Source organism: Oscillatoria salina IIICB1, from assembly GCF_020144665.1.
Classification (GTDB): domain Bacteria; phylum Cyanobacteriota; class Cyanobacteriia; order Cyanobacteriales; family SIO1D9; genus IIICB1.
On sequence record NZ_JAAHBQ010000057.1, the window covers coordinates 17163 to 38329 of the forward strand.

Genomic DNA, 21167 nt, shown 5'->3' on the forward strand with positions numbered 1-21167 from the left:
TAAACTTTTGAAAAAGAATTTTATTCTTTAGGAACTTTGTTGTAGAAAATCCAATGTGACAAGTAAGCAAACAAGTCACGAGAAAGAAGCGGGAGTGCTTCCTCCCTCGCTGGAAAGACTAGGGAGGAAGCACGACTCGGCTGCTAAAGCAGCAACTAAAAACGTCTCTCTAATCTCAAGAACATGAAAATAGATTTAGGTGTAAACCCAATTCCTCTTCTTCTAGAAGAAGAAAGCAGAAAACGAGCTGAGCAAATAGCAATTCTGGGAATTGACCGAAGACCATTGACGTACAGAGACTTATTCAAGACCGTTACCAAGATCGTCACTACCCTAAATGAATTGGGCATTGGTCGCCAAGATCGAGTTGCAATTGTTTTACCCAACGGACCAGAAATGGCTGTTGCCTTTCTTGGGGTTGCCTCGTGCGCTACCAGCGCTCCCCTAAATCCCAACTACCAAGTGCCAGAATTTGAATTTTACCTCAGCGATCTCCAAGCCAAAGCAATCATCATTGCTGCCGAGCTTCAATCGGCGGCTCGAAGCGTAGCAAGTGAACAGAATATTCCCATTATTGAACTGAGTCTGAGTGGAGAGACTGCGGGCATTTTTACTCTAGAAGCAGAGAAAATTGGCAAGGTTTCCTACCCTGGTTATGCAGAAACTGATGATGTAGCCCTTGTTTTGCATACATCAGGGACAACCTCTCGACCTAAAATTGTGCCGCTTACCCACCGCAACATCCTGAACTCGGCAGACAATATTTGCAGCACATTGCACTTAACAGAAATAGACCTCTGCTTAAATGTAATGGTATTGTTCCACATTCACGGCTTAATTGCCGCCCTAATGACCTCTTTGAGGGCGGGAAGCAGTGTAGTTTGCACCCCTGGCTTTCTCGCCCCTCATTTCTTTGAGTGGATGCAAAAATTTCAGCCTACATGGTACACAGCAGTTCCTACCATCCATCAGTCTATTTTAGAGCGTGCCAACAGTAATCAGGCAATTATTGACCAACTAAAGTTGCGTTTTATTCGCTCTTCCTCTTCCTCCCTAGCTCCTTCGGTGATGGCTAAGTTGGAAAAGACCTTCAATGCACCAGTGATTGAAGCCTACGGCATGACTGAAGCTTCTCATCAAATGACGAGTAATCCCCTACCGCCTCTGGAACGTAAGCCTGGTACTGTCGGTCTTGCTGCCGGACCAGAGGTGAGGATAATGGATGAAAATAACAGCAACCTTTTGCCAATCGGTCAACAAGGCGAGATTGTCATTCGGGGTGCCAATGTCACCCTTGGCTACGCAAGTAATTCCGAAGCCAATGTTAAAGCATTCAGCGATGGTTGGTTCCGTACCGGAGACCAAGGCTTTTTCGATCGAGATGGCTACTTGACAATTAGTGGTCGTCTGAAAGAGATTATTAATCGGGGCGGTGAAAAAATTCTGCCTCGCCAAGTTGATGAAGTGTTACTGGAACATCCAGCCGTTGCTCAGGCAGTGACGTTTGGCATTCCTAACCCTGTCTTGGGCGAAGAGGTAGGAGCGGCAGTCGTCTTGCGAGAAGAGAACGTGACGGTTCGGGAGTTACAACAGTTTGTTGCCACGCGGTTATCCTCGTTTAAAGTACCTCATCAGATGGCGATCGTGGACAGCATTCCTAAAGGAGCAACGGGTAAACTGCAACGAATTGGACTGTGGGAGAAGTTAGGGTTACAAGCTTCTGAATCTCTCTTTGCCGATTTATCGGGTCAGGTGAGGGAGTTTATTGCCCCTCAAACCGAAACCCAAAAACAATTGGTAAGGGTCTGGTGTGAGGTTTTGAATGTGCCTCAAATCAGTCTAAATCAGAATTTCTTCGAGAGCGGTGGGGACTCGATGACGGCTGCACAGTTAATGAATCAAATTGAACGCACGTTTGCGCTACGACTGTCTGTAACCGACCTTTTTGATGCTAGGACTATTCAGGAGCAAGCTGTTGTAATTGAACGCCTCATGGCTTCTCAGAGAAAGGGAACACAAAACTTATCGGATTCAGGGTTTAAGTCATTACGGTTGCTAAAAACAGGAAGTCAGGTTGAGCCGATTCTGTTCCTGATCCCAGGAGGTGGGGGTGGAGAAGAAGAGTTTTTAACTTATGGACGTTTGCTTCACTTGCTGGGTACTGCACAAACGGTGTATGGTTTCTTTGGGCGCGGTCAAGATGGGGAAACTCAGCCCCACGAAACTGTAGCTGAGATGGTGGAAGATTATTTGGTGGAGTTACGAGAATTACAACCCCAGGGACCTTACTATTTGAGTGGAGAGTGTGTTGGGGGGAAAGTGGCTTATGAAATGGCTTGTTGCCTCGATCGCGAAGGAGAAAGGGTATTTTTGCTGCTGTTGAATACGCGCTTACCTAATTTAACTGAACAAGGAACACCCAGAGCGGGAAATTACTGGGTGGAGCGGGCAAAATATCATTGGAGGCAAATCCAAAACCAAAGTAATCGAGAAAGAGTGAGTTATTTGGTGAAGACTTTCAAAGATTCTCCTTTAAATCCTGCGGTTGTTTTTGGAGCGAATTTTCAGCGCGATCGCCAAATCCTGCGAGCGCGATCGCGATATAATCAACTGCTACAAGATCGTGTACCCACTATGCGTTACAAACAACCAGTGTCATTAATAGTTAGTGAAGATTACTATGCCCAAACTCCGACAATGGGTGTTACTCAATGGATTGACAATGAAGTTAAAATTTATCCGACTCAGGGAAACTACAATTCTTATTTAGGTATTCATCTGGAAACGACAGCACAGCAAGTACGTCACCTCTTACATCTTAACGGAAACTCCAAATGACTCTTCCCGATTTCCTCTGTATTGGTGCAATGAAGTCCGGTACAACATGGCTTTATAACAATCTACGTTATCATCCTAATCTCTGGTTACCACCGGTTAAGGAACTACATTATTTTGATTGGTCATCGTCACCTAACATCAGAATGAGCTTTGGTTCTAATCCAGCTAAACGCTATTTCATGTTAAGTCAATTTAGAGCTTTGGCTAGGGAGATTATCCTCGATCTCAAGAACTTGCAGTTACCTTTAGATACGATCGATTGGTTTGTGCGATTCAGCTTCTATACTCATGACGATCGATGGTACAATGCTTTGTTTGTCCCTAAGCCAGGGCAAATTGCCGGGGAAATAACTCCTACCTATGCGTTATTACCAGAAGAAAAAGTAATCCAAATTTATCGGTTAATGCCAGAGCTTAAAATTATCTATTTATTGCGTAACCCTGTCGATCGTGCGTGGTCACAAATAAGAATGTATTTAAGCAGATTCAAAAATTTAAGTCTAGATCAAGTCAAATATGAGACGATAAAGCAGCATTTCGATCGGCTTAAATCTATTCCATATTCTTCTTATACATCAACACTGTCTGTTTGGGAAAAACATTTTGTTTCCGAGCAGATCTTTATTGGCTTTTTTGAGCAAATTGTCCATTCCCCTCGCGATCTATTATTCGACATCTATCGTTTTCTGAATGTTCCTGAAAGTGAGGTTTACATCAGCCCTTATCTTCAAAAGAAAGTATTTGCTAACAAGGGTTCTTTGCCAATGCCGAAGGAGCTGCGACGAGAAATTACTGCACGCTTATACCCAGAAATTCGGGCATTACACGAGCGATTTAACAATCAATATACTGAAAGTTGGTTAGTTTCTGCTCAGGATACCCTTACTGACTAATAGTATCTAGCCGTAATCTTAGCTCTCAAGATGGACGATAAAAAAATTACGATCGGTGTATTTCAGCCTTCTCTCAGAGAAGAAGAACTTGCTGCGGTGGAGCGGGTTTTTGCTTCAAATTGGCTAGGGAAGGGAAAGGTAACAGAGCAATTTGAGAAAGACTTTGCTGACCATCTTGGTAGTGATGCCTCTCTTATTCGCAGTGTTAGCTGCTGTACGGAAGGATTATTTCAATCTCTGTCTCTATTAGAAATCGGTGCGGGAGACGAAGTGATTTTACCAACTATTAGTTTTGTTGGGGCAGGAAATGCGATCGCCAGCAGTGGTGCAAAACCTGTTTTCTGTGATGTAAACCCTCGGACTCTAAATCCAACGGTAGAGATGGTGGAAGCCAAAATTACCCCCAAAACGAAAGCAGTGATGCTCATGCACTATGGCGGTGTCCCTTGCGATCTGGATGCTATGGTGTCTTTAATGGCTGAGTATAAAATTAAACTGATTGAAGATTGTGCCTGTAGCGTTTCTTCTCGCTGGCGCGGACAAGCTTGCGGTACATTTGGGGATGTGGCTGTTTGGTCTTTTGATGCCATGAAGATTTTAGTCACTGGGGACGGCGGGATGATTCGTTGTCGGACTCCTGAGATGGCAAAGCGGGCAGAAAGTCTGCTCTATCTGGGATTGAAGACTCAGAGTGGGCTATCAAGTCAAGCGAAGTCGAGGTGGTGGGAATTTGAAATCGACTCCCCTAGTAGACGAGCGATTATGAATGATATTGCTGCGGCGATTGGGGTTGAACAATTGAAAAAATTGCCTGACTTTATTGAGCGACGAAGGGCTGTTTATCAGTTTTATAACGAAGCTTTGGTTGGGGAAACTTGGCTAGAAAGACCCCCTTCGATTCCTCAAGAGGCGGAGTCTTCGTATTATTTCTACTGGATTCAAACTGAGCCATTGTACCGCGATCGCCTGGCTCGATATCTGCGCGATCGCGATATTTATACGACGTTTCGCTACTATCCTCTACATTGGGTAAAATTTTTCGCTCGACAGGAAACATTGCCTTATGCTGAGATGGCTGCGAATACAACCCTTTGTCTCCCTATTCATCAGTCCCTCACTGAGAATGAATTAAGTAAAGTGGTTGATTGTATTCAACGTTTTGGTCGGGAGGAGATGGGATGATTTATGTTTTTGTCTTTCAAGGAGAATTTGGTTTTGAGCTACTGAATTGGCAGGGGGTTGTACGTAAGTTCGCCACGACGATCGCGCTAGAAGATAAGATTATTTGCTGTAGCCGTGCTAATCTTTATCTCCTTTATGAAACGGCTGATGAATTTGTCGATATTTCCGAAGTTCCTTTGTTTAAGCAAAGTCGAGCTTCTGCTTACTGGGGAATCTTCTCTCCAGCAGAGTTACCCCGCTATCGCCTCATCGGTCAGTTTAAGGAGAAATCCCTGAAGCTTTTATTACGTCATCAACTTAAACAGTTTATCTGGAAAAATTCGCAGATTTTACAAGGAAATTTAAATCAGCCTGTGCGTTTTATTCTCAGCGCTCGTCCTACTCGAATTAATGATTGTTTGTTTGGCTGGAGTCGTAATGATGGTGTGATGGATATTTACGACCTTCTTGATGTTGAAAATAATCTCTATCGAAAAATTGAACCCGATCTAAGCTGGCGTTTAGTCATTGAAGAACGGCTAAAGTTTTCTTTAGATGAACCTTTTTTACTCATTCAAACTCGTAAGCGGGATACTTCTACCAAACAACCCTCCCCAGATTTACTAGAAACAGAGTCTTTAATTGAACATTTAAGCCGTCAGGTTAAAATTGTTTTGCTTTCCTTTGATACTGGGCGTTGGCTTGATAGTCACTCAGATTTTCCTGAAAAAAACATTGGTTATCACTACCGATGTACTTCATTTCCAGAGCAAGCCTGTCTGATTTATCATGCTCGGCACTGCCTATTTTTGACGGAAGGGGACTTTGGCAGTCATATTTATGTTCCTCCGATGATGGGTAAAGATGTGACAGTTGTTGCTCCGCGCTCGATTTTTCAGTTAGAAAGTACCCCCATTGATTTTTGGAATCAGAAAGTTTTTACTTGTGGGGGACAAGTGGTTGCAGCGATCGCTGAGTCGGTTCTTTCTTCAGATGAATCTTTAAACCAATTTTCGTCTCACCTCTTAAGTAAATACTTTGAACAAAATCGTTTCGTGCAGCACCACTAAAAAATTACCAATTTTGATTTCGCGCAGTTACCGATTTTGGTGCGTGACTGGGAGTAATAGTGATATTTGGTCTGGAAAATGGTTGATTGAAGTATTGATAAGCAGCGCGAGAAATAGCATGAATAAATTCTTTGGCTTTGGGATCGTTGTCGGGACGACTAACCATAATTGCGACTAAATAACGCTTTCCAGAAGGCATATCGACGATCCCCACATCTCCTAACATAGAGCCAATATAACCAGTTTTATGAGCAATAGTAGCTCCTTGACCTAAACCTTGAGGTAGAAGCGTATTATTTTCCGTTTGTTTCATGATCTCTAAAAGCCGATCGCGCGATCGCATCGAAATCAATTCTCCTTTGTTGACTCGGGCTAAAATTTTGGCTAAGTCTTCGGGGCTGGTGGTATTTGTTCCTTCAATATCGGGTAAAGGATTGCGAATCGCTGTGGCAGTTAAACCCCATTCCTGAAAACGTTGGTTAAGGGCGATCGCGCCTCCGAGACGTTCGATTAACATATTGGTAGCGCTGTTATCGCTGATGGTAATCATTTTAGTCGCGGTTTCTAAGGCTGTATACTGGGTTCCGATCGCTTGATATTGCATATCCCCCGAACCCGTAGCGATCGTTTCTGGGGTTAAAGTTAAAGTTTCGTCGAGGCGAATTTTACCCGCATCCACATCTTGGAAAAAAGCAACTAAAATCGGTACTTTAATCGTACTAGCTGCCGAAAATGCAGTCGAACCTTCCCAGTTGAGGTACGCACCTGTATCGAGATCCACTAAAAATACACCCGGTTGCAGTTGAGGATTTTGCTGAAGCATTACTTGTAATTGGGTTTTCAGGGGCGTTATTTCCTGACTTAAAGGTAAAACTGGCGATGGTTGCGGTTCGATACTTGCTTGTAATTGATTTGTTTCCTTTTCGAGATTTTGCTCCGAGATTTGGGTACTGGGATCGACTACAGAAAGTAAAGTTCCCGCGATCGCTCCGAGTCCAACTGCTAAAATTAGTACGCGGACTCCATACAGCCACAGTAATGAAGAAAGCTTACGCGGCGGTTTATTGCCCCGACGCGGCGGTTTATTTCTCCGACGCGATGGCGGACGATTATTCGCTTCTGGGCGCGTTCTCGGCGCTTTGGGCTTCGGTACAGGTAATAAATCGGGGGACTTGCTTTTCGGCTGACGTTCTCGCCGACGCGAACCATTATTAGCCCCCGAACTAGGTCGGCGTAAAGGGCGATCGCTTGAGGATTGGGGTTTTGAGCGAGTGCGACGACGACTTTCAAAGCGCGATCTCACCACTTGTGAATCAGGTAACTTTTTCTTCAACAAATTACTAACACCAATCCGAAGCAAATCTTTATTGGTTTCAAGTGCAGAAATTTGAGATTTTCCTCGCCAATCCCAAGCTGCTGCACCTGCTGACATTTTTACTCTGGAAGATTGCGTTCTTGATTGCCGTACCACACCTACACTCCTGTTGTCGCAACTCGATTTTAGACTTTCACTCTCTCAATTAAGCAAAACTCGAACAATTAAGCATAACGATCGTCGTCCTTTCTGTGCAAAATCTTACAATACCTATTCTTTTTTTGCTTGTAATGCCCATTCGATCTGTCGGAGAATTCCCCGTAACATAGCTAATTCTTGTTTGGAAAGAGCGCTTCGATTATACAACCGCCGCAATTTTTCCATTCTCTTTGTAGCGGTATGGGGATAAAGATAACCGATTTTCAATAAGATTGCTTCTAAGTGCTGATAATAATTTTCGAGAGCATCTAAGGTAGCTGTATCTGAATCTACTGTTTCGGCTAGAGTTGGGGAATCAAATTCTTCCTGAGATATTTGATAAAGTTCGTAAACGCAAACCGCTACTGCTTGGGCAAGATTTAAAGAAGGATATTCCGGATTAGCGGGAATACAAACAAATCTTTGGGCTAATCCAAGTTCGGCATTGCTTAAACCGCGATCTTCCGGACCAAAAATTAACGCTGATTCACCTGCTTCTGTTAACAGCCAAGGTAAGGCATTTCGCGGCTGTTCGAGAGTCAGTGGTAAAGTACGAGAACGGGCAGTAGTGGCGATCGCTCTTTGACAACCTTTGAGGGCTTCTGGCAAACTCTCTACCACCAAGGCTTGTTTTAACACATCGGTCGCATGAACTGCCATTTGAATCGCCTCTTGTCCCAAAACGTTGCAGTGGGGCTTAACTAATACTAACTGCTGCAAGCCCATATTTTTCATTACCCGCGCTACTGAACCCACATTGAGTGCGCCCGCAGGTTCCACTAAAATAATTCGCACTTTGGTAAGTTCACTCATTGTCACTAAAATCAAATAGGCAGTTTAACGTCAACTTAGCATGGCTCGTCAGCGATCTAAATCCGATTTACCAACAAAAATTTGTCCGGTGTGTCAGCGTCCTTTCACTTGGCGGAAAAAATGGTCTGATTGCTGGGATCAAGTAAAATATTGTTCGGAGCGTTGTCGTCGAAGGCGATCGCAGATTGGGGATTAGGGACTGGGGACTGGTGAGGTGGGGACTGGTGAGGTGGGGACTGGGGACTGGTGAGGTGGGGACTGGGTTCAGTGAACAGTGAACAGTTAGCAGTTTATCCTCCTTGTCCTCCCCCTCTCCCCCCTCCCCCTTGTCCTCCCCCTCTCCCACCTCACCACGATCGCTTAAAATGACTGATGGCAGATGTAGAAGTAGAGAATCAGGTGCAACCAAAATTAATTATTCACGGTGGTGCTGGTAGTTCCCTCAAAGGTAAAGGGGGACTAAACGCAGTACGTCAATCGCTTCATTCGATTGTTGAAGAAATTTATGCTTTACTCCTCGACAAAGCTAGTGCTACTGAAGCGGTAGTTAAGGGCTGTCAGCTTCTAGAGGATGAACCTCGCTTTAATGCGGGGACGGGTTCGGTATTGCAATCAGATGGTCAAATTCGTATGAGTGCGAGTTTGATGGATGGTACTTCTCAAAGTTTTAGCGGGGCGATTAATGTCTCGCGAATCAAAAATCCGATCGCCTTAGCGAAGTTTCTCCAATCTCAAAGCGATCGCGTTCTTTCTGATTATGGTGCGGCGGAGTTGACGCGAGAGTTACAAATTTCTCCCTACAACCCCTTGACAGATAAACGTTTAAATGAATGGCTGGCTGAAAGGAAAGATAATTTCAGTAAAAGCATGGCTGGAGTGATCGCCGAAAGTGAAGCTGGACGCGGTACAATTGGCGTTGTCGCCCTGGATAGTCAAGGAAATCTCGCGGCGGGTACTTCTACTGGTGGGAAGGGCTTTGAACGCATTGGGCGCGTCAGTGACTCGGCAATGCCCGCAGGTAATTATGCCACCAAACAAGCGGCGGTTAGCTGTACGGGGATCGGAGAAGATATCATAGATGAGTGTCTAGCAGCGAAAATTGTGGTGCGCGTTACCGATGGTTTGTCTTTAGCCGCCGCTTTTGAACGTTCTTTTGTGGAAGCGAAACAAAATCAACGGGATTTGGGCGCGATCGGTATTGCTGCGACAGGTGCGATCGCCTGGGGCAAAACTAGCGACGTTCTCCTCGCTGCTTATCACGATGGTCAAAATATTGGCGACACTCTCGAATGGACTGACGAAAGTCTCATCGATTGCTCATGAATCTGAATGTGGAAATTCGCGGAGAGGGTTTTCCCCTTCTCTGCTTGCACGGTCATCCTGGTAGCGGACGCTGTATGTCTGTGTTTACCGAATATTTATCTCCCCATTGGCAAACTATTGCTCCCGATTTGCGTGGTTATGGCAAAAGTCGCCCTCTGGGTAACTTTTCGATGAACGACCATTTGAATGATTTGGAAGAATTACTTGACAAATTGCAGATAAAATGCTGTTTGCTCTTGGGCTGGTCTTTGGGAGGAATTTTAGCTTTAGAATTGGCACTGCGAAACCCTCAGCGTTATAGCGGTTTGATTTTAATCGCGACTGCGGCACGTCCTCGCGGCAGTCATCCGCGTGTAGGTTGGCAATGTATGTTAAATACCGGATTGGCAGGAGTTATTAACTCGGTTATTCCGGGATGGCAGTGGAATATCGATGTTTTTGGCAGAAATTCGCTCTTTGGCTACCTGATCCAACAACATACACCCCAAGCTTATCGCTATCTTGCCCGTGAAGGAAACCCTGCCTATGTGCAAACTTCTCTAACTGCTCATCGGGCGCTGAATACGGCTTTGAGAAAAGGTTATAATCGTCTTGGGGATTTAGAACTTATTCAAGCCCCATGCTTAATGCTGGCAGGAGAACGAGATCGTCACATTACGGCTGAGTCAAGTCGAGAAACTGCTCAAAAGTTAAAAAATTGCCAGTGGCACTGCTACCCAAATACAGCCCATTTATTTCCTTGGGAAATTCCTACACAGATGCTCGCGGATATAGATCGCTGGTTAGCAACACATCCGCAAGTAGGAGCAATAGCTAGGAAAGAAAAAAGTTGCTCGTAAGTGAAGTTTACCCAACTAAATTATAAAAATCCAATAATACCATTTTGCTTTTGAATAACTTCAACAGCAGCAACTTTTTCAGTTCCCAACCTTGACTAAGAAGGCTGTCCGCTAAGAGTGGGAATTCGGTCAAATTCAATTGGTTCAGCAACCTCATCAAAAACAGTCAAGTTATTTGGCTTGCAACGTTTGATACTAACTGCAATTCCCTGAGCATTTTCGTTTTTCAAGTCTTCGACATAACCTCCCGCCTCTTCTTCTGCTTCGTTTTTACTCATAAACGGACCGAAATAGTAAGTACAGCCAGGATTGTCAGTAACAATTTCTACCCAGCAAGCCAATCCGAAGAATTCCAGAATCTTAATCAATATTTCTTTCATGTTTTTTCCCCTATTTGGCAGTATGTAAATGGTGCTTTTTATTTGCTGTCCTTTACATTTATTTATACTCTGTTACATTTCTTTTTGCCAGTTCTCTTGAGGCGGAGATTCTAAGTAAAGACGGTCTGAACCCCTTTGACGATAAATTTCGTATAATGCCATACCTGCGGCTACAGAGGCATTCAGGCTTGGTGTTTTTCCTCGTAGCGGAATCGAAACCAAAACATCGCAACAACGTTGGGTCAACAAATTCAAACCTTCGCCTTCTGAACCTACAACTAATCCTATCGCACCAGAAAATTCCACTGCGTATAATGGTTTACCGATTTCGGCAGTAGTACCATAAATCCAGAAGCCTGCTTCTTTTAATTCTTCCAAAGCACGAGAAAGATTGACCACTCGTGCAACGGGAAAATGTTCCAAAGCCCCGGCGGCTACTTTCATCACCGTAGAGGTGATCCCGGTAGCTCGACGTTGGGGTACGATCATTCCTTGCGCTCCGATCGCTTCCGCGCTACGAATAATTGCACCGAGGTTATGGGGATCGGTAATTCCTTCCGCAATCACAATTACAGGTGCTTTGGTAGTAGCTTTGGCTTGGGCGATCAGTTCGGGTAATTCGAGATAAGAGTAGGGCGCAACTTGAGCGATAATTCCTTGGTGAGTTGCACCGCGACTAATTTGACTCAAGCGACGAGGTTCAACCTCGTCGATTACAGTTCCATTTGTCTTTGCTTGTTGGAGCAGTGAATGAAAGCGAGAATCATAGCGGAGTTTGGTTGTTACCCAAATCCGATTAATTTGGCGATCGCTCTCTAGCACTGCTAACACTGAATGGCGACCATAGACTAGGTCATTATCCTCTCTTTCGGCTGAATCGGTAGTTGATTGCGGATAGCGTTCCCGCTTTTCTCTCGATCCCGACGCAAATCTCTTTTTTTCTGGTCTTTTTTTCTGCCCGCGATCGACAATTTTTGGTTTGCGGTTTCCCTGGCTCATATTGTCATCAAATTCTAACTTTTACTAATTAAATTTCTGATTCTAGATCCAACTTTGCCAGCAATTCACTCAAACGCTGGGGATCTTTGAGATAGAGATAGCCGATTAATGCTTCTAAACTCGTAGCTTTTTGGTAAATTTCTCCAGATATCCGTTTAGGACGACTTGTAGCTGCATTACGTCCCCGTCGTAGAATTTCTCGCTCCCAATCAGTTAGGTGCGGTTCGAGAAAACTTAATTGAGCCGCTTGACTTTCGGCTCGCACTTGCGCCACTACTTGACGATGATAGGTAGAAATTCTTTTCGGTGGCAAAATGTAGCGAGTGCGAATATAAATTTCGTAAACTGCATCTCCCAAATAAGCCAAAGAACTTGGCGATAAATGTTCTGGTTTAAAGCCCAAACTAGCGTCAGCGAAAATTCCCTTGAATAGGGTTTCTATCCCAGTCAAAGCCGAATAGCTTGACTGTGTATTTGAACTATCTGGCTTTGGAGGTCTCACTATTTCTAGTCTGCCCGACTTCTCGTTTTACATTGTAGCTTGTTCTTCTCTTCACGAAACAACTATCTGACAAGTACCGCCAGATAGTTAAGAGTTATTATCCATCTGAAAGGTTCAGCTAGTCTCGATCTTGTCTAACGCTGCTTGCACCGAAGGCTGGAGGGAAAGAAACTTTTCTAAACGAACCAGCTTGACTGTTTGAGTCACGCGGGCATTAGTAACTATTTGCAGCGTTCCGGAGGCATTTTGTGCCTTTTTTACTAACTGTACCAAAGCACCTAACCCAGAACTATCGACAAAATCGATCTGGGACAGATCCAAAATGATGTTATTTGGACCTTCATCAATGAAATTGCCGATGACTCTCCGAAATGTTGGTTCGGAGAAGGCATCTAACAATCCTGTCAGACGGAAGATTTGGTGGTTTTCCCCGACTTCGCGCGTGCCTCTTAAGCTTACTGTCAGGTTTAGTGGCTCAGGAATAATCTCCTCCTCAAACTGTAGCGTTATTCAATCAAAGGTATAGTATATCGACAAATTCTTCTTTAGGAAAACCTTTCCCCAAGTTTTTTTAGATTCTTCTAGTTAATTACTGTTGTTTAGCAAATTTACTGTAATTTGTCAAGATATTTTCGAGATAAATTTTCCTTAGCTACTAGCTGGCAAAGAGAGAGACGTTGCATCGAACGTCTCTAGATTATTTCTCAGTTAGTTGGCATGATGTTCTCGCATTAACTTGACAAAACGCTCGAACAAATAATCAGCATCGTGAGGACCAGGGCTAGCTTCTGGGTGATACTGAACGGAAAAGAAAGGTAAATTTTTATGACGTAAGCCAGCGACCGTGCGATCGTTGAGGTTGAGATGAGTAATTTCCACATCCGGAGTTAAAGAATCGAGATCCACAGCAAAACCGTGATTTTGACTGGTAATCTCCACCTGCTGTTTTAATCCGGCAGGTTGATTTAAACCCCGATGTCCGAATTTGAGTTTGAAAGTAGATGCACCGAGAGACAAACCGAGAATTTGATGTCCCATGCAAATGCCAAACGTTGGTTTACCTTGTGCTAGCAAAGCTTTCGTAGTTGCGATCCCTTCACTAACGGCGGCGGGATCGCCAGGTCCGTTAGAGAGGAAAATACCATCAGGGTTGTGTTTGAGAATGTCTTCTGGAGATGAGTTAGCGGGAACAACGACAACGCGACAACCGTAACTGGCTAAACGTCGCAAAATATTGCGTTTGATGCCAAAATCAATGGCGACAACAGTTAAAGGTTCGCCGTTAGTCGCATCTTCCACAGGACGAAATTCCCAACTAGGATCGGTAGGATTAGACCATTCGTAAACATCTTTCGTGGTTACTTCCCGAACTAAGTTTAATCCTGCCATTGGTGGGGCAGCTTGGACGTGGCGGAGTAATTCTTCGGGATCGAGGATTTCGGTAGAAATCCCGCCATTCATCGCCCCTGACGAGCGAATTTTCCGAGTTAGGGCGCGAGTGTCAATGCCATAAATTGCCGGAATTTTATGTTCTTTGAGGTAGTCGGGTAAAGATTTTGTCGCTCGCCAATTACTGGGGCGATCGCAAATATTTCGGGCGACAATACCTTTAAGATGAGGTTGATAGGATTCTTCGTCTTCCGGGTTGACACCAGTATTGCCTAATTCCGGATAGGTGAAGATGACAATTTGACCGCAGTAGCTGGGATCGGTCATAACTTCCTGATATCCTGTCATTCCGGTATTAAAAACGACCTCACCGATCGCCGTTCCGGAGCTTCCCCCAGCATAACCCTTATATGTTGTTCCATCTGCTAGAACGAGTAGGGCTGGTTTAGCCTCTGTAATTCGCATATCTTTTCACTGTAAAACTTTTACTAATTCGTAGAATAGCATTCAGGCAGCTTCCCAGCAGCAGCGAGAGCGAATTTTGTTCAAATAACTACCGGGTAGGAATCGAAATACTAATAATTCTTATGGTAAATTTTGATGTGGAGATTCTCGACAAATTCCGTCAATAACTATAATCGTTAGTGCTTTACACCCCTACTAACCAATCTTTCCTCCTGAATTATCGAGAGTTAATGAATAAATGGTATACCAAGCAGGAAAAAAATGTGCTACCAAACTAAAGAGCTAATTTTTCGATTCGGAGTCATTGATGCGTCCTTATTTGCCTAGATATTCGATTTTGTTTATCCTCAGCGCCGCCATTAGTTTTGCTAATTTTGGCTGTGCAGACCCAAAATTGTCTCAGTGTAAAAAGATTATCGACATTGCCAATGATGTAGCAACAGAAACACAAAACCTCTCGGATAGTGGTAGTAATACCGATCCCCAAGCAGCACTGCAAGTAGCTAGTGCTTTTGAGCAAGCAGCCCAAGCAATGGAAACCCTAGAAAGCAAGGATGAACAATTACTTGATTATCAAGCTGGTTTAATTCAGGTATATCACTCTCACTCTCAAGCAACTCGCCAGTTTGTTGAAGCTTACGAAAAGAAAAATCGTGGTGCTGCGGAGGCGGCGTTGAAAACTGTTCGTGAAGCTGGAAATTTAGAACAAGAAGTGGTTAATGGTATTAACAATTATTGTAATGTCAACTAATAACTAAACGCTCCGCAGTGAGCGATTTACGAGCGAGGCTTGTGGAAACTAATCTGCCACCAAATTTAGATTTGGTGGCTAATTCAAATCAAGTTGTCTGGAATTAATAACTGATAACTAATAATCGATTTTAGCGTTGCTTTTCTTTAATTTCGTCGAGCATCGCTTCTGCTTGTCGAATGCCGCTTCGGTTATTATTTTCTTGGTAAAGATCGCGAGCTTTTTCAATAGCCGCGATCGCTTCAGAGTATCTTTGTCTTCCTTTTAAAGCTAACCCTAAATTATAATGAGCAGCAGGATTATTCGGAGCTAATTCGATAAGCTGACGATAAGCCACGATCGCCTCGATATGATTTCCCTGTGTTAGTAAAATCTCGCCAATTTCCGCTTGAGCATTGACAAAATTACGTCTGAGAGAAACAGCACGTCGGAAAGAGTCTAAAGCTCCCTCTAAATTCCGGCGTTGGCGATAAACTTTGCCAATATAGTAATGAATATCAGGATTTTGTCCATCCATTTTTTTCGCTTGTTCCAAAGCTGCTAATCCAGCATTCGTATTACCTTCACTTAACAAAGCAACACCTAACTGAAGCAGCATACCACTGCTGCGGGCAGAATTACGAGTAGCTTTTTGTAGTACCTCGATCGCTTCCGTAGTACGTCCTTGCTGAATTAAAGTAGTACCGAGGATTTCATAAGCTTCCTGATTATCAGGATCTAAAGCAATAATTTGTTGATAAGCCGCGATCGCGCCGTTATAATCTTCCTCGCGCAGTAAAACTACACCTAATCCTTGTAAATGCTTCAAATTATTCGGATCGATCCTCGCAGCATTCCGATAAGCATCAGCCGCAGTTCGATTATCTCCTGTTTGGGCGAGACTGTAACCAAGTGCGTAATAATATTCAGCATTATTCGCTTCTAAACTAACCGCTTGTCGATAAGCTTGGGCTGCTTCGCGATAATTACCCAAACGCGCTTGTAAATAGCCAATACCCGAAAATATCTTCGCATTTTCGCGATCTAAAGCCGCAGCCCGTTGATAAGCATTTACAGCCTGGACAAAATTTCCCGCATCAACTAATTCTCGTCCCTGCCGCAGCAGTTCGTCAATTTGTTGATTGCTCGATTGCTGAGACTGACTCAACAGTAAAGGTTGACTAATTTGAGCCTTAGCAGGCAGAGTAGTTACCAATCCAGTCAATAATAGACTAGCGACAAGAGAAAAAGTTTGTTTTTGCACGGCTATTTTGATAACAAGTGTGAGGTTAAATTTTTCAGTGTTACGATCGCCACAGTCCCCAATCAGGAAATCCTGGCGATTAACGCAACTAGGTTAGCATTTTAGTAGATTTGGCTTAGATTACAAGAAAAATTTGCCCAGGTCAATATCTGATTGTCACAATTACGGATGTCTGAGAAAATGCGATCGTGGAAGAAGCAACAGCGTCACGTCTGGTATCTCAGCAGATACGATCGGATATCATCTAATTGTTTACCAATTGATTAAAAATACTAATATTGAAAATTAGGTTTATTCACGCTCAGAATGAAACTAAGTCAACTGTTTAGTTTCGATAGTTTCACCCCTACCTTGAGTCAATAATTTATTTAACATAATTACTCTAAAATTTAGTTATAATAATTAAAGGACGAAAAGCAGCCGTAATTATCATGGAAGCTATTTTTTGGAGTGTCGAAGAAGTTGCCCACCGAGCAAAACAATTTTACGAAAATGGTATTCGTCAAGAAATTGAGTCTGGCGATAATCTTGGCAAAATGATTGTAATTAATGCTGAAACTGGCGAATACGGAATCGATCAAACTGGCGTAGAAACAGCCTTAAAGTTAAAGCAAAAAAATCCTAATGCTAGATTGTTTACTATGCGGATTGGTTACGATGTTGCTGTCAGCTTTGGTGGTGCAAGTGAGCGTATTGTAGAATGATTCACGGCAGATTAATCAATCGCATAATATCATTTAGAGATAGATTTTGCTGAAAATGGTTTGGTGTCGTTAACCAAAATACTCACTAAATAAATCTTTCTTCATCGGCTAAATATTATCTATGAAACTACAGCAAAATAAAAGTCAATTACGTCGTCAATTACTTAAACAAAGACTCTCTATCTCTGCACAAGAATGCCAAGAAAAAAGCGCAAAACTCTGCACTCATTTACAATCTTCGCCCATATTTAAGCAAGCAAAAACTATTCTCGCCTACTTCAGTTTTCGCTGCGAACCCGATCTTAATTTTCTCTTCACAAACACCGAAAAAAAATGGGGTTTCCCTCGATGTGTCGATAAATCTCTCTTCTGGCATCGCTGGCAGCCCGGAGAACCCTTAGAAAAAGGAAATTTTGGCATTTTTGAACCTCATCCAAATTCACCCAGCTTACAGCCCAATTTAGTCGATTTAATTTTAGTTCCCGCGATCGCCTGCGACTATCGAGGATATCGTCTCGGTTACGGTGGAGGTTTCTACGACCGAATGTTAGCTTCCCCAAAATGGCAAACCAAGCCTACCATAGGTATTATCTACGACTTCGCCTTTCTGCCCCAACTACCCAGCGATCCTTGGGATAAACCACTAGATGCAGTTTGTACCGAAACAGGTGTAAAAATAGTGACTGGGGACTAGGTATTGGTAACTGGGAATTGGGGGATAAACTGATAACTGGAAAATGCGGATACGTGACAACTGACTATGCAAGTTAAAAGCCAAAATCAAACCCAAAAAACTATTATCCTTTATTTGGTGCTAGGCGCGATCGCCTTTTTCATGCTTTTCCCCCTTCTCTGGTTGATTGGTACTTCCCTCAAATCCCCCACAGAAAACATTTTCGCATTTCCACCCCAACTAATTCCCACCCAACCAACCTTAGAAAACTTTAAAATCGTTTGGCAAACTTATCCTTTCGGACGCTATCTTTTCAATAGTATTTTCGTCGCCATTCTCACCGTAACCTTCAACTTACTATTTTGCTCATTAGCCGCTTATCCTCTAGCTAGACTGAAATTTCGCGGACGAGAAATAACCTTCGCCTTAATCGTTTCCACAATCATGATTCCCTTCCAAATCGTCATGATTCCCCTATATATCATCACCGTCCAACTAGGTTTAAGAAACACCTACTTAGGCGTAATATTTCCTAGTTTAGCCTCAGCATTTGGCATCTTTCTCTTACGACAAGCATTCCAAGGAGTCCCCAAAGAATTAGAAGAAGCCGCCCGCATCGATGGCTGTAGCGAATTAGGCTTATGGTGGCACGTGATGATCCCTGCAATTCGTCCCGCATTAGTAACCTTAGCAATCTTCGTATTTATTGGTTCTTGGAGTGACTTTCTTTGGCCACTTATTGTCCTCGATCGCCCAGAATATTACACTTTACCATTAGGCGTAGCTACACTAACTGGAACATTTTCCCTCGACTGGCGTTTAATTGCCGCAGGTTCAGTCATTTCTATTGCCCCAGTTTTGCTCTTATTTATCTTCGTGCAAAGATATATTATTCCTACTGATACGGGAAGCGGTGTAAAAGGGTGAATACCAATAGCGATGAATGTCAACTCTTGAAATAACAGATGCTACGATCGAAAGGCACTCGCTCATCTTCACCTAGCTATGACTACTCTGGTTAAACCTTCTGCTTTTATTCCCCAAGGATTACGAGTTCAGCAAATAAATCATCTAACCCTATTCAAATTTACCGATGAATTGAGCGCACGAATGCAAACGTTGCTGGACTTGAAAAAAGCGGACAGTCTCACAGCAGAAGAACTTCTCGAACTAGAAGCTATCGGCGAACTCGACGATATTTTTAGCTACATTAATGCGGTCATGGCTGCCCAAGCGAATGGTCATTCCTAAATCACTCTACGTCACGGTTCGACAAAGGGCGCAATTTCGATGCGAATACTGTCATTATCCCGAACTTCTCAGTTCTGCTCCGCTTTCAGTCGATCATATCCAACCCAAATCTTTTGGCGGCAGTGATGATTTAGACAATCTTGCTCTCGCCTGCCGTCGTTGCAATGAAAGACGTTACAATTTTACCACAGGTATCGATCCAGAAACAGAGACAGAAGTCCCACTTTTCAACCCACGTTAGCAAAACTGGTTAGAGCATTTTATCTGGTCAGTAGATGCTGTGAAAATCATTGGCAAAACACCATTTGGACGTGCTACCTGTAACCGTTTAGATTTGAATGATGAACGCCGTAAAGAACCATTCATTCAGAATGCGCGACGGCAATGGATAGCTGCTCAACTTCATCCACCCAATGACGACCCGCGACAATAAAACCTTTGGGTCAGCAGACGCAATGCTGATTAAATTGTACATTTCCATTGCACCAGTTTTGCTCTTATTTATCTTCGTGCAAAGATATATTATCCCCACTGATACTGGTAGCGGCGTAAAAGGCTAAATACGTTGATTGTGTAACAGATTGTGACAAAAATAGCGAGTTTGCATAAAAACGACAATTAATTTCCGAGATGTATATGGTAGGCAAAAAATCAGTTTTGAATTTGCCAATTATTTAGTGTATTGAGAGGAAATTATTGTCATGACTTTCAATATTGAATTCGACTATCGCTTTGACACGAATGGCTTTTTTGACGATGCAGAAAGAAGAACAACTCTTGAAGCCGCCGCTCAAATCTGGGAAAATTTAATTGACGACGAATTTGATAATGTTCCTGCTGGAATTGAAATTACTGTCAGGAATCCTCAAACTGGTGAAGAAAACCAAGAGGTTATTTTAGATACAGAAATAGATGACCTACTCATTTTTGTTGGTACTCAATCTCCTCCATTTGGTATTGGTATAGATGGTGATGCCCTAGCACGTGGAGGACCAAGAACTACTGATGGCTCTGATTTTGAACCGTTTGCTGGTAATATTTCCTTCGATCCTACTCCTTCTTTTAATGATGGTAGTTCTGCTGATTGGTTTTTCGATCAAACACCTGAGACTGATGACGACCAACCGTTTGGAAGTATAGACTTTCTCGAAACAGCTTTACATGAAATAGGTCATGTCTTAGGTATTGGTACTGCCAATATTTTTAGCACAATTGGTGAAGAAGGAGCTTTATTTGATGGACCTAATGCTCTTAGTGTCAATGAAGGTAATCCTATTCCTTTAGAAAACGATCTCGCTCATGTATTAGATGGTTTTACCTTAAGGGATGGAACACAAGCTTTAATGTCTCCTGTAGATTCATCTAGGGTACCAACTGTAGTTGATTTAGCACTCTTAGCTGATATTGGCTATGAAGTTGATTTAAACCTAGATAACTCTCCACCCGTTGCTGTCTTTGATACAGCGACGACTACTGAAGGTGAAGCAGTTGAAATCAATGTTGTAGAAAATGACACTGACAGCGATGGTACTCTAGACTTAACCAGTGTCACTGTCGCAACTCAACCTACAAATGGTACAGTTGCGGTTGATGCGACGACGGGAGTAATAACTTATACACCCAACGCTGCATTTACGGGTACTGACAGTTTCACTTACACCGTAGACGATAATGAGGGAGAGACTTCTAACGCTGCGACTGTCGAAGTTACTGTTGATGCCGATGTAGCAAATGTTGCACCCGTCGCTACTAACGATACCGCGACAACAGCCGAAAATACAGCGATCGCGATTCCCGTTCTCGACAATGACACCGACAGCGATGGTACTCTAGACTTAACCAGTGTCACTGTCGCAACTCAACCTACAAATGGTACAGTTGCGGTTGATGCGACGACGGGAGTAATAACTTATACACCAAATGCAGAGTTTACGGGTAGTGACACTTTCACCTACACCGTAGACGATAATGAGGGAGAGACTTCTAACGCTGCGACTGTCGAAGTTACTGTTGATGCCGATGTAGCAAATGTTGCACCCGTCGCTATTAACGATACCGCGACAACAGCAGAAAATACAGCGATCGCGATTCCCGTTCTCAACAATGACACTGACAGCGATGGTACTCTAGACTTAACCAGTGTCGCTGTCGCAACTCAACCTACCAACGGTACAGTCAGTATCGATGACACGACAGGAGTAATAACTTATACACCCAATGCTAACTTTACGGGGACTGACAGTTTCACATACACCGTAGACGATAATGAGGGAGAGACTTCTAACGCTGCGACTGTCGAAGTTACTGTAGATGAAGATGTAGCAAATGTTGCACCAGTCGCTACTAACGATACCGCGACA

23 protein-coding genes and 1 pseudogene are annotated in these 21167 nt (G+C 43.4%); 16 read left to right on the forward strand and 8 right to left on the reverse strand.

The window, feature by feature from the left end; genetic code table 11:
- The first annotated feature begins 183 nt into the window (after positions 1-183).
- The 4 genes from G3T18_RS17140 to G3T18_RS17155 are packed head-to-tail and all read left to right on the forward strand — an operon-like array spanning position 184 to position 5962.
- The gene (locus tag G3T18_RS17140; RefSeq protein WP_224411799.1) at positions 184-2838 is read left to right on the forward strand and encodes an AMP-binding protein; all 2655 of its coding nucleotides are present in this window, start codon (positions 184-186) and stop codon (positions 2836-2838) included.
- Complete coding sequence (locus G3T18_RS17145; RefSeq protein WP_224411800.1) at positions 2835-3731, forward strand: sulfotransferase domain-containing protein; 897 nt, start codon at positions 2835-2837, stop codon at positions 3729-3731. Before G3T18_RS17140 ends, G3T18_RS17145 begins: the two co-directional genes overlap by 4 nt.
- A 30-nt stretch (positions 3732-3761) precedes the next feature.
- Positions 3762-4913, forward strand: coding sequence for a DegT/DnrJ/EryC1/StrS family aminotransferase (locus tag G3T18_RS17150; RefSeq protein ID WP_224411801.1), 1152 nt, complete (start codon positions 3762-3764; stop codon positions 4911-4913).
- Entirely contained in the window at positions 4910-5962 is a 1053-nt protein-coding gene (locus G3T18_RS17155) for a hypothetical protein (protein WP_224411802.1), read from the forward strand. Before G3T18_RS17150 ends, G3T18_RS17155 begins: the two co-directional genes overlap by 4 nt.
- Positions 5963-5966: 4 nt before the next feature.
- On the opposite strand, the gene G3T18_RS17160 is transcribed toward G3T18_RS17155, so the two are convergent.
- Together G3T18_RS17160 and G3T18_RS17165 are read right to left on the reverse strand one after the other, a co-directional pair.
- Positions 5967-7433, reverse strand: coding sequence for a serine hydrolase (locus G3T18_RS17160; RefSeq protein ID WP_224411803.1), 1467 nt, complete (start codon positions 7431-7433; stop codon positions 5967-5969).
- Between the two features lie 114 nt (positions 7434-7547).
- Positions 7548-8288, reverse strand: coding sequence for an RNA methyltransferase (locus G3T18_RS17165; RefSeq protein ID WP_224411804.1), 741 nt, complete (start codon positions 8286-8288; stop codon positions 7548-7550).
- Between the two features lie 40 nt (positions 8289-8328).
- Between G3T18_RS17165 and G3T18_RS17170 the strand changes: the two genes are divergently transcribed.
- The 3 genes from G3T18_RS17170 to G3T18_RS17180 all read left to right on the forward strand — a co-directional run bounded on the left by G3T18_RS17170 (position 8329) and on the right by G3T18_RS17180 (position 10450).
- Positions 8329-8484, forward strand: a complete 156-nt coding sequence (locus tag G3T18_RS17170) for a DUF2256 domain-containing protein (protein ID WP_224411805.1) — start codon at positions 8329-8331, stop codon at positions 8482-8484.
- Positions 8485-8660: 176 nt separating this feature from the next.
- On the forward strand, positions 8661-9611 hold the full coding sequence (locus G3T18_RS17175; RefSeq protein ID WP_224411806.1) for an isoaspartyl peptidase/L-asparaginase: 951 nt from the start codon (positions 8661-8663) through the stop codon (positions 9609-9611).
- Positions 9608-10450, forward strand: coding sequence for an alpha/beta fold hydrolase (locus tag G3T18_RS17180; RefSeq protein ID WP_224411807.1), 843 nt, complete (start codon positions 9608-9610; stop codon positions 10448-10450). Before G3T18_RS17175 ends, G3T18_RS17180 begins: the two co-directional genes overlap by 4 nt.
- 95 nt (positions 10451-10545) lie before the next feature.
- On the opposite strand, the gene G3T18_RS17185 is transcribed toward G3T18_RS17180, so the two are convergent.
- The 5 genes from G3T18_RS17185 to carA form a co-directional block, all read right to left on the reverse strand.
- A complete protein-coding gene (locus G3T18_RS17185) occupies positions 10546-10830 on the reverse strand; it encodes a DUF1816 domain-containing protein (RefSeq protein WP_224411808.1) in 285 nt (94 codons plus the stop codon).
- Positions 10831-10902: 72 nt separating this feature from the next.
- On the reverse strand, positions 10903-11829 hold the full coding sequence (rlmB, locus tag G3T18_RS17190) for a 23S rRNA (guanosine(2251)-2'-O)-methyltransferase RlmB (RefSeq protein ID WP_224411809.1): 927 nt from the start codon (positions 11827-11829) through the stop codon (positions 10903-10905).
- Between the two features lie 28 nt (positions 11830-11857).
- Positions 11858-12331 carry a Mini-ribonuclease 3 gene (locus G3T18_RS17195; RefSeq protein WP_397333963.1) on the reverse strand — a complete coding sequence of 158 codons (474 nt, stop codon included), beginning with the start codon at positions 12329-12331 and terminating at the stop codon, positions 11858-11860.
- Between the two features lie 114 nt (positions 12332-12445).
- Complete coding sequence (locus tag G3T18_RS17200; protein WP_318013997.1) at positions 12446-12841, reverse strand: STAS domain-containing protein; 396 nt, start codon at positions 12839-12841, stop codon at positions 12446-12448.
- A gap of 198 nt (positions 12842-13039) precedes the next feature.
- Complete coding sequence (gene carA / locus G3T18_RS17205) at positions 13040-14185, reverse strand: glutamine-hydrolyzing carbamoyl-phosphate synthase small subunit (RefSeq protein WP_224411810.1); 1146 nt, start codon at positions 14183-14185, stop codon at positions 13040-13042.
- Positions 14186-14492: 307 nt separating this feature from the next.
- On the opposite strand from carA, the gene G3T18_RS17210 reads away from it, so the two are divergent.
- On the forward strand, positions 14493-14936 hold the full coding sequence (locus G3T18_RS17210) for a hypothetical protein (protein ID WP_224411811.1): 444 nt from the start codon (positions 14493-14495) through the stop codon (positions 14934-14936).
- A gap of 130 nt (positions 14937-15066) precedes the next feature.
- Here G3T18_RS17210 and G3T18_RS17215 read toward each other — a convergent pair whose 3' ends face one another.
- On the reverse strand, positions 15067-16179 hold the full coding sequence (locus G3T18_RS17215) for a tetratricopeptide repeat protein (protein ID WP_224411812.1): 1113 nt from the start codon (positions 16177-16179) through the stop codon (positions 15067-15069).
- Between the two features lie 431 nt (positions 16180-16610).
- Here G3T18_RS17215 and G3T18_RS17220 point away from each other — a divergent pair, with 431 nt between their 5' ends.
- The 8 genes and pseudogenes from G3T18_RS17220 to G3T18_RS17255 all read left to right on the forward strand — a co-directional run.
- Entirely contained in the window at positions 16611-16883 is a 273-nt protein-coding gene (locus G3T18_RS17220; RefSeq protein WP_224411813.1) for a hypothetical protein, read from the forward strand.
- A 121-nt stretch (positions 16884-17004) separates the two neighbouring features.
- Positions 17005-17577, forward strand: a complete 573-nt coding sequence (locus G3T18_RS17225; RefSeq protein WP_224411814.1) for a 5-formyltetrahydrofolate cyclo-ligase — start codon at positions 17005-17007, stop codon at positions 17575-17577.
- Between the two features lie 66 nt (positions 17578-17643).
- Positions 17644-18483: a carbohydrate ABC transporter permease gene (locus G3T18_RS17230; RefSeq protein WP_224411815.1), complete on the forward strand. Its 840-nt coding sequence runs from the start codon at positions 17644-17646 to the stop codon at positions 18481-18483.
- 78 nt (positions 18484-18561) lie between these two features.
- A complete protein-coding gene (locus G3T18_RS17235) occupies positions 18562-18807 on the forward strand; it encodes a hypothetical protein (RefSeq protein ID WP_224411816.1) in 246 nt (81 codons plus the stop codon).
- Positions 18794-19048, forward strand: coding sequence for an HNH endonuclease (locus G3T18_RS17240; protein WP_224411817.1), 255 nt, complete (start codon positions 18794-18796; stop codon positions 19046-19048). The genes G3T18_RS17235 and G3T18_RS17240 overlap by 14 nt, the downstream gene beginning before the upstream one ends.
- A 39-nt stretch (positions 19049-19087) precedes the next feature.
- A complete protein-coding gene (locus G3T18_RS17245; RefSeq protein ID WP_224411818.1) occupies positions 19088-19240 on the forward strand; it encodes a hypothetical protein in 153 nt (50 codons plus the stop codon).
- 40 nt (positions 19241-19280) lie between these two features.
- Positions 19281-19367, forward strand: a pseudogene (locus G3T18_RS25940) (carbohydrate ABC transporter permease); the annotation flags it as partial.
- A gap of 141 nt (positions 19368-19508) precedes the next feature.
- Positions 19509-21167 (forward strand): cadherin-like domain-containing protein (locus tag G3T18_RS17255; protein ID WP_224411819.1); only part of this gene is annotated, 1659 nt, incomplete at its 3' end.